The organism is Aquiflexum lacus, assembly GCF_015476655.1.
GTDB classification, from domain to species: Bacteria; Bacteroidota; Bacteroidia; order Cytophagales; family Cyclobacteriaceae; genus Aquiflexum; species Aquiflexum lacus.
In genome coordinates this window covers 181,474-199,257 of sequence record NZ_JABFHF010000001.1, presented here as the reverse complement: position 1 = coordinate 199,257, position 17,784 = coordinate 181,474, and the positions used below count along the sequence as shown (strand labels likewise).

At 36.9% G+C, this 17,784-nt stretch carries 16 protein-coding genes; 15 read left to right on the top strand and 1 reads right to left on the bottom strand.

All coding sequences use genetic code 11. The features are described from left to right. Positions 1–22: 22 nt before the first annotated feature. The gene (locus tag HMJ38_RS00825) at positions 23–3,457 is read right to left on the bottom strand and encodes an ATP-binding protein (protein ID WP_194972477.1); all 3,435 of its coding nucleotides are present in this window, start codon (positions 3,455–3,457) and stop codon (positions 23–25) included. Positions 3,458–3,586: 129 nt separating this feature from the next. On the opposite strand from HMJ38_RS00825, the gene sucD reads away from it, so the two are divergent. The 15 genes from sucD (at position 3,587) to HMJ38_RS00755 (ending at position 17,604) form a co-directional block, all read left to right on the top strand. After that, positions 3,587–4,468: a succinate--CoA ligase subunit alpha gene (gene sucD, locus HMJ38_RS00820; RefSeq protein ID WP_194972476.1), complete on the top strand. Its 882-nt coding sequence runs from the start codon at positions 3,587–3,589 to the stop codon at positions 4,466–4,468. A gap of 337 nt (positions 4,469–4,805) precedes the next feature. Further along, entirely contained in the window at positions 4,806–5,738 is a 933-nt protein-coding gene (locus HMJ38_RS00815; RefSeq protein WP_228779811.1) for an endonuclease/exonuclease/phosphatase family protein, read from the top strand. Positions 5,739–5,852: 114 nt separating this feature from the next. Continuing rightward, positions 5,853–6,587 carry an alpha/beta hydrolase gene (locus HMJ38_RS00810; RefSeq protein ID WP_194972474.1) on the top strand — a complete coding sequence of 245 codons (735 nt, stop codon included), beginning with the start codon at positions 5,853–5,855 and terminating at the stop codon, positions 6,585–6,587. A gap of 190 nt (positions 6,588–6,777) precedes the next feature. Next, entirely contained in the window at positions 6,778–7,428 is a 651-nt protein-coding gene (locus HMJ38_RS00805; RefSeq protein WP_194972473.1) for a hypothetical protein, read from the top strand. A 400-nt stretch (positions 7,429–7,828) separates the two neighbouring features. Next, positions 7,829–8,470 (top strand): M23 family metallopeptidase, encoded by a 642-nt coding sequence (locus tag HMJ38_RS00800; RefSeq protein ID WP_194972472.1) that lies wholly within the window; start codon positions 7,829–7,831, stop codon positions 8,468–8,470. Between the two features lie 110 nt (positions 8,471–8,580). Further along, on the top strand, positions 8,581–8,661 hold the full coding sequence (locus HMJ38_RS25720; RefSeq protein ID WP_394355047.1) for a hypothetical protein: 81 nt from the start codon (positions 8,581–8,583) through the stop codon (positions 8,659–8,661). A gap of 202 nt (positions 8,662–8,863) precedes the next feature. Further along, the gene (locus HMJ38_RS00795) at positions 8,864–9,586 is read left to right on the top strand and encodes a DUF3291 domain-containing protein (RefSeq protein WP_194972471.1); all 723 of its coding nucleotides are present in this window, start codon (positions 8,864–8,866) and stop codon (positions 9,584–9,586) included. Positions 9,587–9,746: 160 nt separating this feature from the next. Then, on the top strand, positions 9,747–10,403 hold the full coding sequence (locus HMJ38_RS00790) for a hypothetical protein (protein WP_194972470.1): 657 nt from the start codon (positions 9,747–9,749) through the stop codon (positions 10,401–10,403). A gap of 241 nt (positions 10,404–10,644) precedes the next feature. After that, positions 10,645–10,968: a hypothetical protein gene (locus tag HMJ38_RS00785; RefSeq protein ID WP_194972469.1), complete on the top strand. Its 324-nt coding sequence runs from the start codon at positions 10,645–10,647 to the stop codon at positions 10,966–10,968. Between the two features lie 88 nt (positions 10,969–11,056). Next, positions 11,057–12,535, top strand: a complete 1,479-nt coding sequence (locus tag HMJ38_RS00780; protein ID WP_194972468.1) for a serine hydrolase domain-containing protein — start codon at positions 11,057–11,059, stop codon at positions 12,533–12,535. A gap of 214 nt (positions 12,536–12,749) precedes the next feature. Beyond that, a complete protein-coding gene (locus HMJ38_RS00775; protein ID WP_194972467.1) occupies positions 12,750–13,319 on the top strand; it encodes a manganese efflux pump MntP in 570 nt (189 codons plus the stop codon). A gap of 70 nt (positions 13,320–13,389) precedes the next feature. After that, positions 13,390–13,911 carry a DUF421 domain-containing protein gene (locus HMJ38_RS00770; RefSeq protein ID WP_194972466.1) on the top strand — a complete coding sequence of 174 codons (522 nt, stop codon included), beginning with the start codon at positions 13,390–13,392 and terminating at the stop codon, positions 13,909–13,911. 251 nt (positions 13,912–14,162) lie between these two features. Then, entirely contained in the window at positions 14,163–15,215 is a 1,053-nt protein-coding gene (locus tag HMJ38_RS00765; protein ID WP_194972465.1) for a cobalamin B12-binding domain-containing protein, read from the top strand. Position 15,216: 1 nt separating this feature from the next. Continuing rightward, positions 15,217–16,422 (top strand): sensor histidine kinase, encoded by a 1,206-nt coding sequence (locus HMJ38_RS00760; protein ID WP_194972464.1) that lies wholly within the window; start codon positions 15,217–15,219, stop codon positions 16,420–16,422. Positions 16,423–16,533: 111 nt separating this feature from the next. After that, positions 16,534–17,604, top strand: a complete 1,071-nt coding sequence (locus tag HMJ38_RS00755) for a mechanosensitive ion channel family protein (RefSeq protein WP_194972463.1) — start codon at positions 16,534–16,536, stop codon at positions 17,602–17,604. Positions 17,605–17,784 lie beyond the last annotated feature (180 nt).

The window sequence follows — 17,784 nt, the reverse complement described above, 5'->3', positions numbered from 1 at the left end:
AAGTTTATCTCATTTCCAAAAATCATTTTTTACCTAATGGCAGGATTACTTTGGCCTTTGTGCCTTTGTCCTTAATACTTTCTATTAAAATGGTACCTCCCAAAAGGTTAACCAGACTTTTAGTAATTGTCAATCCCAAGCCTGTACCTTCAAAATTTCGTACGTATCCATTACTTTCCTGCTCAAAAGGACTGAAAAGTTTCTTCTGGAAATCCTCACTCATTCCTATGCCATTATCTATCACCTCTAACTCTATGTTTTCCCCTTCACTTTTCAACTTGACAATGATCAATCCTTCATTTGAATATTTGATGGCATTGCTTACCAGATTATTTACAATCATTTCAAAGTACCTTTGGTCAATCATGCCTGTGAGGGGTTGGGATTCATATTTTGTGGATATCAGTAGACCCTTCCTCATTGCCAATCCCTTTAGTGGTATAAGTATTTTGGCCAAAAAATCGTTGATATTGGTATCCTTATATACTACCTCCATCTTTTTTGCCTCCAATTTAGACAGATCCAAAATACCGTTAATGGTACTCAATAACCTTTCTCCCGACTCCTGAATGATCTCAAGTTGAGACACAAGTTCCTCATCAGATTTTCGTTGAAGGATGATGTTTTCAGTACTTCCCAAGATGCCGTTTAACGGTGTCCTGATTTCATGGCTGATATTGGAAAGGAAATTGGATTTAAGTCGATTGGCTTCCTCCGCTTTTTCTTTGGCCAATTGGAGACCGACTTCATATGCTTTTTTTGCAGTGATATCCCTAAATACTGAAAGATTCACTTTTTTCCCGTCAAATTCAGTCTTGAGTTTAATGACAAAGAGCTCTATTTCCTTCTTTCCTGTCCTAAAGGGAACTGTCAATTCAAACAGATTGCCTTTACTATCCGGGTCATTTATGGATTCTGCAATGGTTGGTTTATTTCGTTTATAAAAATCCGGATCCGCAAATAATCTCCCCAAAGATGCATTCACTAACTGATCCGAAGGAATCCCCGCCAATTCTACCAAGCTTGGATTGATAGCCAAAATTATACCCTGTTCGTCTGATAACACTAATCCATCTCTTGAACTTTCCCAAACATTTCTAAACTGATCCTCTGTATTGACCACCTGTTTGCTTTTTTCATCAACCGCCCTGATCAGAATTCCCTGATTCCTTAGGGAGTTGAGCAATGTATTTAACAGATAGCCCAGCAAAAGAAAAATAACCAATAATGCAATTAAAAACCATAATTGTAGATAAATAGGTCTTAAAATCCTAAAGGATTCAGACTGTACAATATCTGAAAAATCACTGCCATCAATACCTGCCTGCAATTGGAGATGATAATTTCCTGGAGGCAAATTATTGAAATACAGGCTATTATTTCTAGGATTAATAAGTTCAACCCATTGATCATTGTATCCTTCCAGTTTGTACCGAACCACAAGATTATTCGGCTGAATGAAACTGACCGCCCGATAAGAAATCTGTATGTTATTGGTGGAAAAAGGTATATTCCTCAAATCAATGGCTTCGTTTTCTGTGACGTTGACTTCGGTAGACAAAATATCAACCAAAGGGGAGTAAACCCTCTCTTTGTACTCTTCAGGCATAAATAAAGATAAACCATTACTTGTACCGATCCAGATTTCTCCATCTTCTCCCTCCATAAAGGCTCCTCTATTGACCTCAGAACCTATGAGCCCGTTTTTCTCATTGAACTGGATCATTTTATTGTCTTTAATCCGATATACACCAATATCTGTTCCTGCCCATAAAAACCCCATTGAATCCTTGAGCAAAGCATAAACCGGCCTATTAATTGTCTCTTGGTTGATTTTATAATAATCCAATTCACCATTGCAATACTTTTTCAACCCGGTTTCTGTTCCTAAAATCAAACATCCATCATCCTCTAAAAAGCTATAGCCAACAGCACAGATGACCTGTTCATTTTCAATGATGGAATTTTGATTTTGAAAATTGCCTCCTTGCATCAAAACCAATTTTCCATCCTTAAGCCTTCCCGCAGTTCTAACAAATATTTTTTCCTGATTCAACTGCCTTAATATTTTATCAGTAATTTCAGTTTTAAAATGCTGATCTTTTCTGTTATATATCGAAGAAAGAAAAATCCTATCTCTGACTATAATCAACAAACTATCCCCTAACTCTTTCACTCCATTTACAAATTCCTGATTTGGACTGGGCTGAAACTCTATGTCGAAAGTCTTTGGATCAAATCTACCCACTCCCCTCATATTCGATGAAAACCAAACAATACCTTCTTTATCTTTATGGAAATTAGTAATCCTGGTTTTAGGATGCCCGATAACTGAATTATCCCCCAAAAGCGTTCTGTAGCCATTGCTATCCAAATATTGAAGCCCATTATTGAAGCCCAACAAGTAAGCGTCATCTTCCAGCTTGATGATAGCAGAAACCTCATCATCCAAAAGCAGATTGGAATCATAATTCAAAAAGGACAATGAATTGATATTTACCATACCTCTATTACTGGTAATCCAAATAATCCCCTCCCTATCCACCATAAAATTGACAATGTGGTATGCCTTCAAAATACTGTAAGCATCAATTTCCAATATTGACCACGATGTGGGGTTGAACTTATTGAGTTGGGAATTGTAAGTGAAATAAACTTCACCATCAAAAATCTGCAGATTACTGAAATCTGTCAAACTAAAAATATCCCTGACAAAATCATTTTCTACAATTGATTCCGGTGAAAAAGCATACTTCCCGACTGCAAGGAAATCTTTACCTAAATAATAGTAATTTTTCTGATTCTCATCAAAAGCCATGTGGTGGACAGGTGAAGGCAACGCCTCTCCCTCAAAATTAAATGAGGACAATTCTCCATGCTGATAAATCAAAGTCCCTTTTCTAAAAAACAACAAAATGGATTCCTCTACATTAAATGATGAAGAGAATTCCCCCAATTCTTCAAAATTGTACAAGTAGTTTTTCCAATTACCACTCTTGGCAAAACCAAAAACGACTTGTGACTCACTTATAAAAAAACGTATTTCTTCTTCCTTAAGCCAATTATTGGAGAACCTCGAATAATTCTTCTTCAATTCAACTGAAGTCAATTCGGGTATTTCTATTTCTTCCCAAACATTGTCATAGATACGGAACACTGCAGGATCGCCAACTGAATTACTGATCCAGATTGTACCTTCCTTGTCTTTGGTCAACTTCACCTGATTGGACAATTTACTTTGAATAGAATCAGGAACCGGATAAGTAAAAAATCCATCGGAATAATAGATCCCCTTGGAGGTATTAAACCAAATCAAGCCCTTATTGTCCTGAACTACTTCGGAAATCATTTCAGTGGGCAACTCCACTCCTTTGATCTGACTGTTGAAAAGGTACGACTGGGAAAAACCTGTTTGATAAAATAAAATAAATAAATAAAAGAATAATTTTCTTTGCATAGGGTGTGTTAGATGTCATCTAAATTATAAAAAGATATGGATAGTATAAATTAAATGGATATTGTTTCCCAAATCTTTTTGTCAAAGGGCTTATTCTTTTATTTTTGTGCAAACTTTAAATATCGATACATGAGTGTTTTAGTCAATAAAGATTCAAAAGTGATTGTGCAAGGCTTTACAGGTTCGGAAGGTTCCTTCCACGCGCAGCAAATGATAGAATACGGTACCAACGTGGTCGGAGGTGTAACTCCTGGAAAAGGCGGTTCTTCACATTTGGAAAGGCCGGTTTTTAATTCTGTAGAAGAGGCCGTAATGAAAACAGGTGCAAATACTACCATTATTTTTGTACCGCCTGCATTCGCGGCTGATGCCATTATGGAAGCAGCTGAAGCGGGCATCAAGGTAATCATTGCCATCACAGAGGGGATCCCCGTCGCTGACATGATGAAAGCCAAGCCTTATATCAAAGAAAAAGGCGCTGTATTGATTGGGCCAAACTGTCCGGGTGTCATTACTCCCGGAGAAGCCAAAGTGGGCATCATGCCAGGATTTGTGTTCAAAAAAGGTAGGATCGGTATTGTTTCCAAGTCAGGAACTTTGACCTACGAAGCAGCAGATCAGGTTGCCAAGGCAGGAATGGGCGTTTCCACTGCCATAGGAATCGGAGGTGATCCAATTATAGGAACCTCCACCAAAGAAGCAGTCCAATTGTTGATGGAAGATCCTGAAACTGATGCCATCGTCATGATCGGTGAAATCGGCGGAAATTATGAAGCTGATGCAGCCAAATGGATCAGAGAAAATGGCAATAAAAAACCTGTAGTAGGATTTATCGCAGGACAAACTGCTCCTCCCGGACGTAGGATGGGACATGCAGGTGCGATCATCGGAGGCGCGGATGATACTGCTGCTGCCAAAATGAGAATCATGGCCGATAACGGCATCCACGTAGCTGAAAGCCCTGCTGAAATTGGTGCTGTGATGGCTAAGGTGTTGGGTGTAGAGGCTTGATTTTAGACTTGCATGCCGGCAAGGCAGGTTTTAGAAGGTAGATTGAAGATTTGGTCCCGATAGTGCGGGATGATAATATAAACCGTCCTGAGAAATTAGGGCGGTTTTTTGATGCTGATGGTGGAGAATCGGGATATGGATAAAGCTTTTTCAGGTGGAATGATTTTTTTGATAATTATTGGGATAGTGATAAATTTAGGTAGTTGATAATGGTGAACTGACCTAAAAAAAATAGATCTAGTCTGATCTTTTTAAAAAATCAATGCTAATGGCCGTCATTAAAAAATTACTCTTTTACTCTCTGCTTGTTTTTAGTACAGTACTTATACTTATAACAATGCTTTCCCTTATATACGACCTCAGGTTCTGGTATTACAAGATCCTTGATTTCCCGAGGTTACAGTACCTGATTTTGGGACTATTGTTTTTATTTCTCTTTATCCCAATGACCAAAAAATGGAAATTTCCTTCCCTGATGTTATTATTTGGACTGATAGCGGTGATTATTATTCAAGGGATTGTCATTTATCCCTATCTGCTTGGCCAAAAATCAGTGCCGGATTTTGGGACAGGAATCATAAAAACAGCCGACACTTTTGATGTGGTATCGGCAAATGTACTGATCGATAACCGGCAATCGGAGGCCTTTTTAAAAATCATAAATCAGCAGGATCCAGATATTCTACTCGTAATGGAAGTAGACGATTGGTGGGTAAAGGAATTGCAGGGTTTGAAGAAAAATTATCCTTACCAATTGGAATATCCCTTGGACAATGCCTATGGAATGTCCTTATATTCAAAAATACCCATGGAACACAAAGAAATAAAATTTTTAAAGCATGATGATGTACCTTCATTTCATGTAATCATGACATTACCTTCAGGAAAATCCTTCAATTTCCACGGAATTCATCCTGTCGCTCCTGTACCAAGTAATAAGTATCCGGATAACGTTGGAGAAGAGGAAATTGCTCTCTTAAAAATTGGAAAATTAGTCGCAGAAAACCCCTTGCCATCAATGGTTGCCGGAGATTTTAATGATGTTTCCTGGTCCCATTCTTCCAGGATGTTCGGTCAACAGGGGAATTTAAAAAATGTAAGGATTGGTCGTGGCCTTTACAATACTTTTGATGCTACATCTTTCTTTTTGCGGTGGCCCTTAGATCACTATTTTGTTACCAAAGAGTTTGAGCTAGTAGAATTAGAGCGTCTTTCTGAATTTGGTTCAGATCACTATCCATTTTACGCTAAGTTTGCTTTGGAACCTTAAAAAAATGAATCTTAGCAGACGGCATATTCCCTTTCCCCAAGGAATATTTCATTTAGATTCAAGATAAAATAACGCGTTCTGAGGAATTTAGAGTGGTTTTTTTACCTTTAAATTATGAAAATTAAAAAAAGGAATATTTTTAGAATAGTCTGGTTTAGCCTTGTTACCCTATTTTTCATTTGGAATTGGACAACCTATCAATCGAGGAACATTCCTGAAACAACCTTTACTGACGATGGCAAGGTGACAGTTGTGAAATCAAATGAGAAGATCACTTTTGAACCAATCAATTCAAATTCTCGACATGAGATTATATTCTTTCAGGGTGGATTGACAGACCCTAAGGCATATGCACCACTCTGCAGAAAAATTGCTGAAAATGGCTTCACTTGTCATCTTATTAAGATGAATTGGAGGATGCCGCTTTGGGACTATAAAAAAATCGAGTCCCTGTTCGACCTCAAAAATGGAAATTACATCATTGGTGGACATTCTCAAGGAGCGAAAATGGCATCTCAATTCGTATTTGAAAATCCAAATTTGATGAAGGGACTTTTCTTATTGGGAACATCCCACCCGAGAGATTTTGACCTCTCCAACAGGATTTTGCCTACCATCAAACTCTATGGGGAATTTGATGGATTAGCGAGTGTTTCAGAAGTAATGGAAAATAAAGACAAGCTGCCTAAAAACGCTTTTTTGATAGCAATAAAAGGCGGGAATCATTCTCAATTTGGATATTTAGGCAAATTACTGACTGACGATAAAGCTGAAATTGATTTAGAAGCACAACAGCGTTTAACCTTGGAAGCATTGAATGATTTTTTCAAAAAAATTGAGACTGATTGATGAAGATCGCAGATTTTGAGTCTGGTAAATGCTTTTTCAGGTAGAAATGTTTTTGATTATTAATGGGATAGTGATAGTTTTAAGTAAATGAAATATCTCCTCAAATTGTCATAGGTCTGCTATCCCAAACAAGCGGTTTGAAGGTAAATGAAAGTGACACTTTAGGGGCAAATTGAAAAACCAGACTCAAATGAAAAGAAAATTCAACAACTGGACAAATCACTTTTTTAATTTTCTGGCAGTAATTCTAGGTGTTTACTTGGCCTTTTACATCAACGAAAGAGCAAAATTAAATCAAGATAGAAAAGAAAGCAGGTTATTGATGAATTCCTTGATTAATGACCTTTCGGATGACATCAAAACCTATGAAGAGTACCAGATTCCTAAAAATATTCAATATCAAGAAAACCTAGAAAGATTATTGAACCTACTCTTATCAGATAATTTAGACTCTCTAGATAGTCAATTATCCTCGATTCTTGGAGTAGAAAATTATGCACCAACAACCTCAACATATAGCTCGATGAAGTCATCCGGGAAATTAAGTCTATTTGATGACTTAGCACTTCAAAAAAAGTTAAGTGATTATTACGAGGGGCAGGTCCCTGAAAGTGTGAGGAAGGGCGAGTTTCAAGTTGAATATTTTACCAATGAATTGCTCACCTGGTTGACAAACAACGTTGATTTAATGGATATGGAGATATTGAAAAAAGATGAGTTGGTTGTCCTCAAAAATAAACTGATTATTTATTCATCTTTGATAGACCAAAAGGTAAAATCCTATGAAGTGATAGTGTTGGATTCTAAGAAATTAAAACTACATATCGAATCAATTCTTTAGTAAAAAAACTTTAAAATTTATGGGCCATCGGCAAAAGTAATAACATAAAACAGAATTTTATTTAGCATCTAATGATTAAGTGAGTTTTGGCATGACCAAACAAGATTTAATTTATTGCCATTATTCGCACAGGGAAACTACCAAGTAATTAAATTGACCAAAGGTATAGAAAGGGTAACTAAAACCAGTTATGAATATACATTCGTTAAACCTGATAATTGTCACTTTATTAAATCTAACTATTTTGTTTGGGTGTAAAACTCCTACACTCCCAAATGAAAAATACAATCAATATGAATACCATAAATCATATACTTTTAAACAGGAAACTTTAAGGATTGAATTAAAAAATCCTTTGCATTGCCCTCTAAGAGTTTGGGTTTTATCAGCCGATGAGGACTTGCAAAAAATTTTCAATCAATCGGCACCCATTTTATTGGAAAGTGACTCTGATACTGTTTTGACTTATACGAACATAAAAAAAATTGACAATCAACTTAGTTTTAGTTCCAGATTGGGAAGTTTATCAAAAAAAATTGAACCTATCAAAGTCGAATTTCCATTTCCAAAATCTAAAGAATATACTGTGATTCAGGGTAACAATTCAAATTTTACCCATAACAGTGACTTCTCTCGATATGCCCTGGATTTCGATATGAAAACCAATGACACCATATGTTCTGCCACAAGTGGATATGTCGTCGGTGTGATTGATCAGTACAAACTTTCCGGTAAAGGAAAAGAATGGAGACCTTTCGCAAACTTTATAACAATTTACGAACCGAATTCAGGCGTCTTTTTCCAATATGTTCATTTAGTTCACAAAGGAAGTCTTGTCAAAATAGGGGATAAAGTTGAGCAGGGCCAAAAAATTGCTCTATCTGGAAATACAGGACGAAGTACTGTAGAACATTTACATTTTAGTTGCTTAATTCCAGCGAATACCGAAAATGGATTAAAATCTATTCCTATTGAATTTGTTGGTGGCAAAAAAGGAATAGAACTCAAAATAGGAGATAAATTAAAAAAAGAACAGTTCTAAAGAATTGGAATGACTTTTTTTTGGATATTGTACAAGGTATATTCTGGAAAAAAGCATTAGAATAATACTTAAATAAGTAAGGAATTAGTCTGACAAGTGGAGACGAGCAAATGAAAATAAAATGTGGAAAAGCACACTTCAATGAGTTTGACGACTTGAAATATAGAGTCTTAAGCAACTTGGACAATTGATCGACTAGGGTCCCCGTAGCTTAAAAATACTCCAAATGGTAATCTTTTGATAATATCTTTCAGTTGGTGAGCCCCACAGAAAGGATTAGGGCAGATGAAATTTTGGTTGGATACACGGGGCAACCAAAATTAAAATTTTCAGTTAATCAAATAGACGATTCGAATCTATCTCTTTTCAATAATTTACTGAACTGCTTTTCTAATGGGCTTATCCACAAACACCAAACAACAAGTCATCACTTTTACCCTTTTCCGATTTGAAGGAATGCAGGCGTTCTGGATTTTTGCACAAATGCAAAAATCCATCAAGGACTTTAAAAAGGTGCAAGGTTTGGAATTCTTTAAGTTGATGGGAAGCGGCGGAAAAAATGGCTTTTCCAAAATGCTCAATGTGAATGTATATTCCTTACTTGCCGTTTGGGAATCAGAAGAGGCTGCTGCTAACTATTTTGATAAATCCAAGCATTTCTCCCGTTTTCAAAGACGTGCCACAGAGTTCTGGACCATTTACATGAAAACAAGCAAAGTTCATGGAACATGGTCAGGGCGGAGTCCTTTCGAAACCATTCACCCTTACCAGTCCGGTCCTATTGCAGTGATCACCCGGGCCCGGATCAAATTTCTTTTTTTAAGAAAATTCTGGAGCTATGTACCTGCGGTCAGTAAAAATATGGACGATAGGGACGGATCGATTTTTTCCATCGGGATCGGAGAATATCCATGGCTGATGCAAGCCACCTTCAGCCTTTGGGAAGACGAGGAATCCATGCGGAATTATGCCTACCGCTCCAAAATCCATAGCGAGGTGATCCAAAAAACCCGGAGCCTGGGCTGGTATAGCGAGGAGCTTTTTGCAAATTTTGTTCCCTACAAAACCGTAGGTTCTTGGGAAGGTGAAAATCCCCTTCGACCTATCATGTTGTAATAAGTCGTTTGATCTTAGTACGACAAAAACAAACTAAAAATTTCATAAAATTATAGAATATCCAGGACAGTTTTTTACATTATGCCGTCTGGGATATAGCGTGTAATACTTTCGGGCATTGAACCTTAAGGCGCAAATGTGAAATAAAGCAAATACTCCCATGAGAAAATTTATATCAATATTACTCACCCTGACAGTTTTCATTATTGTGGGTTGTGATACAACGGAGTCAATAAACCCAATAGACAATCAGATCGAACGTTTTAAAACTGAGACAACCATTCAGTTAAATGGAAAGATTTTGGGGGAAAACATTTCCTGGAGATTTGATTGGAAAGATGGGATTACCATATTCCGTGAAAGCTTTTGGTGTGTTTCCGACAACAAAGCCATTCAACAAAGAAATTTTGGGTTCTCCAAATATGACTCGAAAGAGAATCTGAAATCATTAAAAATTATCTCACCGGCACTTGATACCGCTGATTCCTATTTTGCCAAATTGGCCCTCTTTGAAGTTGGTAAAAAGCAATTTCAATCTGCCAAAAATACTGTTTTTGATGGATTTATAATTCAGGGAACAACCAAAGATGGCTGCTTTTCCACTTACTTCGGAGACCAAAATAAAAGCGCTATCGAGATTGTTAAGATGGAGGAGTTATCGCCTGATTATGCGGGAGATAAGGATTATAAAAGTATTCGATTATGGACTGTCGTTTCTTGTGACTTATACAATTGTGGTGGGGAGAAAATCGGGACAATTGAGAAAGGAAGATTTCTTACAGAAATAGATATAGAGCGAAACTGGCGAAGCAATTAGTAAAAGATATGAAAAAATCAATATGGTTAATTTTCGGAATGATCTTTTTTCTATCATGCCAGGAAATTGTTGATGATAATTTTATAAGTCAGTTTGAAGAAGCCTGTGATTTCAAGACAGGATTTTTATTTCAGGCAAAGGTGGAAAATTAGTAGTCATTGATACCAATGGACAATTAATAAAAACAATCGAACTGGAAAATGCTTCAGTCTGGGATGTCGAGGTTATTGATGAAAACAACTTGATAGTAGTTCTTTCGGGAAAAGTAATTAGATCAACAAATGGAGGTGAAACTTGGGTTACCATTAATGATGGCAGTGCAAGGATGATAGGGTTTGAATCTGTCAATAATGGATTGATGATACTTCAAAAAAGTGTTTGTCCTAACGATGTCTATCAAGTAAATGATGTAATCGCATCAACTAATAGTGGCGGTATAAGCTGGAATGAAGCAGAAGAAACCACTACCAATCTGCATGCGAATTTTAAAAACAGTCAGAGAATGGGCAATGGAATTTGGTATATGGCAATTGGCAATCAACTCCTAAGGATCAAGAAAAATTAAGCATCTCTTGAACAATGTATTTGAAATCATTGAACTCTTAAGGATAAAACGCTTAATATAGTAATCTATTATTCGATTTATCTTTCAAATGAAAACCAATCTCACCCCATTTTTACTTACCTTACTTTTTTTCACCGCTTGTGCCGGTGAGGTCGATAATTCACTTCATACAGAAATAGAAGATATCGAAAGCGGTCTGATCACGACTATACAAATTGATGGTGACTTGCCAACAAAACACACCATATCAAAGCGAATGGATCATTTCAAGGTGCCGGGCTTGAGCATCGCAGTGATAAAAGACCGGAAATTACATTGGGCCAAAGGCTATGGAATCGCAAATGTAGTAGCAAACGAGGTGGTTGAAGTCACTCCTAATACGCTATTTCAGGCAGGATCCATCAGCAAACCAGTGGCGGCTTTGTCAGTATTGAAAATGGCTGAAGAAGGAGTCCTTGATCTGGATCAGGATGTCAATACTTACCTAAGAGATTGGAAGATACCTGACACTGACTTCACCCAAACTGAAAAAGTTACGCTGAGGAAAATACTTTCCCATACATCGGGATTAACAGGACATGGCTTTCCGGGCTACCCTGTAGATGAACCCTTACCAACCCTAATTCAGGTGCTGAACGGCGAAGGAAATACGCCTGCTGTAATCTTAGATACTATCCCCGGTAGTATTTGGAGGTATTCGGGAGGTGGGTACACTTTGATGGAGAAAGTAGTGGAAGATGTCAGCGGGTTGGGTTTTGCAAAAGTAATGCATGATAAAATCCTACGGCCCTTAGCAATGAGCAATAGCACGTATGAACAACCTTTGCCGGTTAATTTTGAGTCATCAGCCAGTATTGCTTTCAATAGAAAAGGGGAAGCAGTGGACGGAAATTGGCATAATTATTCAGAAAAAGCCGCCGCAGGTCTGTGGACAACACCTTCAGATTTGGCCAGGTATTGTATAGAAATTCAGGATATCCTGACTGGAAAAGAAAAGGGCATCTTATCCAGAGAAACCATTGAATTGATGTTGACAGAAGAGTTGAATAATTGGGGATTGGGTCCTGCACTAAAATGGGAAGCTGATTCCTTGATATTCCAACATGGGGGTAAAAATGAGGGATTTACAACAAATATGATGGCCTTTGCTTACAAAGGTGATGGGGTAATCATCATGACCAATGCTGACAATGGACGTCCTTTGATCAATGAAATCCTACTTTCTATTTCAACTTACTATGGATGGGGAATCTTGGAACCAAAAATAATTGATCCCTATGAATCTGACCCGGAACGATTAAAAAATCTAACCGGAAAATATCGATATAACGAAGAAGGAGGTCCTGTTCCCGGTGTAGATGGAGAATTTGTGATTGAAGTTAAAATGGAAAATGGGAGATTAAAAATGATTGATACTCATGGCTATCTAAATTCAATTCTTGCTCAAACCGGCGAATTGGAATTCATGGCAATGGATGGAGGTGAAGAAATCATGTTTCAAAAAAATGCAGCTCATTCGTACTCATTTTTATATTACAATTTTTTTCAGTTTGATAAAGTTGAATAGGTATCATTAGGCTTAATGCAACGTAGAACCAAGAAGAAAATGAAAAGGAGGAATATGTTCAATTCATTTGGTTTAATCGAGAAACTACAGTCAGTCGAGACCCTTCTCTTGTTGGGAAGCCCAATATTTTGACCTATATTCACTTTAGGGGCAACAAAAATCTATAAATTGCATTGACATATATTTAAACCTATCGTTGGCACAAAACAAATGAATGGACACGATTGACCTGATACTTTTAGGAATTGTCATTGCCTCAAACAATTTATCTTTTGCATTTGGTCTAGGTGCCTTGGGTACAGGCCAATACCATTTGAGAATAGTTTTGATTTTCACCCTTGTGGAATTTACAGTACCACTGGTAGGGCTATTCATTGGGCGCTATCTAAGTTCTTTCATAGATGATTATGCCAACATTACAGGGAGCCTGATATTGATTGGTCTCGGAATTTATACCATCTACTCCAGCTTAAAGAGTAAAAAGGAAAAGGAAGAGTCGATTGAATATATAATATCGATCAAAGGCCTCTTGTTAATTGCTTTAGGCCTCAGCCTTGATAATTTGCTGGTGGGCCTCAGCTTTGGGCTTGGGGATGTCAACCCGCTAGAGATGGCATTATTTATAGCTTTCTTTTCTATGGTATTTACATTTATAGGACTTAAAACTGGGAAATACATTAAAAACACCTTAGGGAAATATGTGCAAGTCATTGCAGGTGCCTTATTGATTATCTTGGGTTTAATAAATTATTTTGGACTACCCACCATTTTCCTTGCTGGTTAATTGTAATCAAATAAATTTTGCCATTTTCCACCATCCCCTTAATTCCAAGGAAATGACCTATCTTTAGTATATGGAAAATATTTTGTTTGACAGTTGGGATAGCTTACTGAGGGTAATCTTCATAACCCCATTAGCCTATTTCGCTATGGTGTTTTTATTAAGGGTTTCAGGCAAAAGGACCTTGGCCAAAATGAATGCCTTTGATTTTGTTGTTACCGTTGCCTTAGGGTCAATTATGGCCAGTGTTGCGCTCAATAAAAACATACCACTTTCCAATGGTGTCACTGCTATTTTTTTATTTATTGGATTTCAGTTTATATTAACGTGGTTGGCGGTTAGGATCAAAGCAGTAAAAACCTTGATCACCAGCAGCCCATCATTAATTTTTTATAAGGGTAACTTTATGCATCAGGCTATGAAAAACGAAAGGATAACAGAAGAGGAAATCTATAGCGCAGCCCGACTTGAAGGTCTTTCCACTTTAGATGAAATCGAGATGATAATTCTGGAAACTACAGGTGATATTACCATTATTCAAAAGATAACAGCAGGTGAAAAAAATACTTTTGAGGATGTAAAGGTTAAGCCATAAAAAATGATGTGGTTTTTTTGTACCTACAGCTCAGCAATACATCAACAAAAGTCAATTCATTTTTCGACTTTGGGCAATAGGCAAACCAATGCTTCAATTGAACGTTCATGACTATATTGGGATACTGAAGAAGATTTTGAATACTGGCATCGCCGTCATTTAAAGGACTCTCATAAAAATATTCCCAAACGATTGAAATTAGTCCCTAAAAGTTGGGAGCTTACCAAGTTCGAACATATAAGCAGTTAATAATGAGCACGCTAAATGTACAATTGTTTACTGAAAAATCCAGTGAACTGGCCAATCATATCGTCAGCTCACATTTTGAAAACGATTCTAATCTGAAAAATCGCTTCAGAGCACAGGGGAAGCAACTTTGTTATGAAAATGCTATTTTTCATCTCAAATTTCTGGCTGAGGCATTGACCATGGATCTCCCTGATATGTATACCAATTACATTCTTTGGGCAGCAGCCATGCTGAAATCACGAAATATCCCGGAGGCAGATCTATACCATAACCTGGAGTATCTTCAACAAGCTATCCAAGAAATTTTGGGCAGCCAATATTCAGCTGCCACAAAAGAGTATGTTACCGCCGCAAAAAGACAACTCAAAGATAGTAGGGAAGTAAGTATATCGCATATCACCGATGACAATCCCCTAAAAGAAGAAGCAGTGGTCTATCTGAACTATTTGTTGGAGGGAAAAAGGCGTGAGGCTACACTTATGATCACAGAATTGATTCAACAGGGAGTTTCAATCAAAGATATTTATGAGTTTATTTTTCAGGCTTCACAATATGAAGTGGGCCGTTTGTGGCAATGTAATAAAATTACTGTTGCACATGAGCATTATTGTACGGCTGCGACCCAACAGATTATGTCGGGTTTATACCATCATATTTTTTCCACCAACCGCAAGGGGAATACATTGGTTGCCTGTTCGATTACAGGTGAGTTGCACGAATTAGGTATACGCATGGTATCTGATTTTTTTGAGATGGATGGATGGGACACCTATTATCTTGGAGCAAATATGCCTGAAAAACAATTGCAGGAAGCATTGAATGAATACAAGGCAGATTTACTTGCCCTTTCAGTTTCCCTCCCAATCCATGTAAGCAAGGCAGTTTCTTTAATTAAAAAAATAAGGGAAAATGAGGATTTCACCGATTTAAAAATAATGGTAGGTGGCTATCCATTTCTGAGTAATCCGGAACTTTGGAAAAAAGTAGGAGCAGATGCTTTTGCCGAAAATGCAAATCAGGCAGTTTCAAGGGCTAATGAACTTGTAAATCCATGATATGGAAAAGGATAAAATTAAGTATCGAATAATACTTGCCTGTAATCAACAAGGTGTTGTCGAACAAATATTTTTAGACTCCGGATCCTTACTCGAAAACATAAAGCTTCCTGTGGGTTTGCATAGTCTTGTTTCGCCAAAATCAATGAAGGAATTGGGAGATTTTTGGCTGTCTGTTAAGGAAAAGTCTATGGAGGTAAATACCCTGCTGACCCTAAGCAATAATGGTAAGCAGATTACCTTCACTTTTTCCGGTTATTTACTGGATGAAAGGGTTTTACTCTGTGGGAATACTGAATTGACATCGACAGAAAAAGTATTGGAAGAAATAATGATGATTAATAGTGAACAAGCAAATCAGATAAGAAAAACAGAAAAAAAGGTGGGCCGTATCATTGGCACAGGAAAGCAAAAGGAATTGAATGAAGCTTTTTTAAATGACTTTACCTCTCTCAATAACGAACTGATCAATAATAAGCGTGAATTAATGCGCAAAAATCAAGAAATTGAATTATTAAATAAAGAACTGAAAGATGTAAATGAAAATTTGAAAATGTTTACTTACTCTGTTTCACATGATTTAAAAGGACCGGTTAGGCTGGTGAATTCATTTTTAACCATACTTCATGAAAAGTATGGAAAAAACCTTGATCAAAAAGGAGAAAAATATATTGATTTGGCCCTGGATGCAGCAATCAGGCTCAGTAAAATGATGGCTGATTTACTGGAATATCATCAATCTTCCGATGCCAGCACAACTGAATCCGTGGATCTGAATGTGGTATTTCTGGAAGTTCAGGAAATTCTTCAAAAGGAAATAGAAGAAACAAATGCCTTAGTCACCAGCGAAAAATTACCTATCCTAAAAGGTTCATCAACTGCTTTCATACAGGTATTTCAAAATCTTATCTCCAATGCAATCAAATTTGTTCCCAAAGGAAAAATACCGGTTGTTTCCATTGAAATGGAAGAATTTGATACTTATTATACTTTTATGATTAAAGATAACGGGATTGGAATAGCAGAAGATCAAAGGCAGGAGGTCTTTAATTTGTTTAAACGTCTGAATCCTCGGCAGCAGTTCGAGGGTACAGGTATGGGGCTGGCGATGGTCAGGAAAAGTATTGAAAGAATGGGCGGAAAAATTTGGCTGGAATCAGAAGAGGGTAATGGAAGTACAGTTTATTTCACTGTAAATAAAAGATAACAGCAGGTAAAAAACTTTTAAGGAAGGAAATATAAAAATGTAATAATCACCAGTTAGGATTTGAAGGTTTAAAAAACAATAAGAAATACATCTACTAAATTTATATCATATATGGAAGCATCAGACTCTTTGGAAGATCAAGAAATAGAAAACATCAAAAAGGATGAAAAAGTCCAAAGAGCATTAAGTGAAACTTCTATTTCTGTTCAAAAAGAAAGTACTGTTGCTTTGGAGGAAGAGGCCCCATTTCTGGGTATCACCGCTATCGTTTTTTTAGGCTGCGGTGTATTATATTTTCTATTAGGTTGGAAACGAATACCCATTTCAAGCACTTATATTCCTTTGGCGCAAAAAATTGCGCTCGCAGTAATGTTAATTTCTTTGGTTTTATTGGCCACAAGGCTTTTGAAAAAATTAGTTAATCGCAAAATTGAGGATAAAACCAAAGAATTTAATTTCAACAGGATTGCCGACTTTTTTGGAGCTGTGATCATCCTTGGCATAATCCTTTCGCTGTTATTTGCAAACTGGTATGCGGCCGCGGTTTCATTCGGCATTGTATCACTTGTACTTGGTTTTGCTTTGCAAAATCTTATCACAAGTTTTTTTGGATGGCTATACATCCTGATCCGAAAGCCTTATGAAGTCGGTGACAGGATCCGGATAGGCAATGTCTTTGGGGATGTCATCAATGTTAGCTATTTGGATACAACCCTTTGGGAATTTAATGGCGACTATCTATCTGCAGACCATCCGAGTGGGCGCATTATAAGATTTGCCAACTCAAAAGTATTCAGTGAATATGTTTATAATTATTCGTGGCCCCTATTCCCTTTCATCTGGAATGAACTCAGTTTTTTCATATCTTATGATAGCGATTTTAAATTTACCAGCGAAACTATAAAACGTATCGTTGAGATAAAAATAGGTGAAGCAATGGTTAGGCGGGTAAAGCGCTTTAAAAAAATCTTGGCAGATACTCCCGTAGACGAACTGGATGTAAATGAATATCCTTCTGTTATTTTAAAAGCGCATAACAATACATGGATAGAAGTGATAGTGCGATATTTGGTTGAACCCAAAAACTCAGGTAAAGTTAAGAAGGAACTTTTTGAAAAAGTGATGGAAGAACTCAAAAAAAGTCCGGAAAAGGTGATTTTTCCTAATACAAAAATGGGGTGATTAAAATTTGATTTTTAGAACATTTATAAAAACATGCCCGGAAATTTTAAGGTCAATTACCCATTATTTTTTTGAAGAATATGTGATGAAATTAATTTCACCATTTGTATTGGAAAAAGTTTAGAGAGATTCAATTTTTTTCCTTTGGCCTTATCAAAATTATTTCGTTTTTAAACCAAA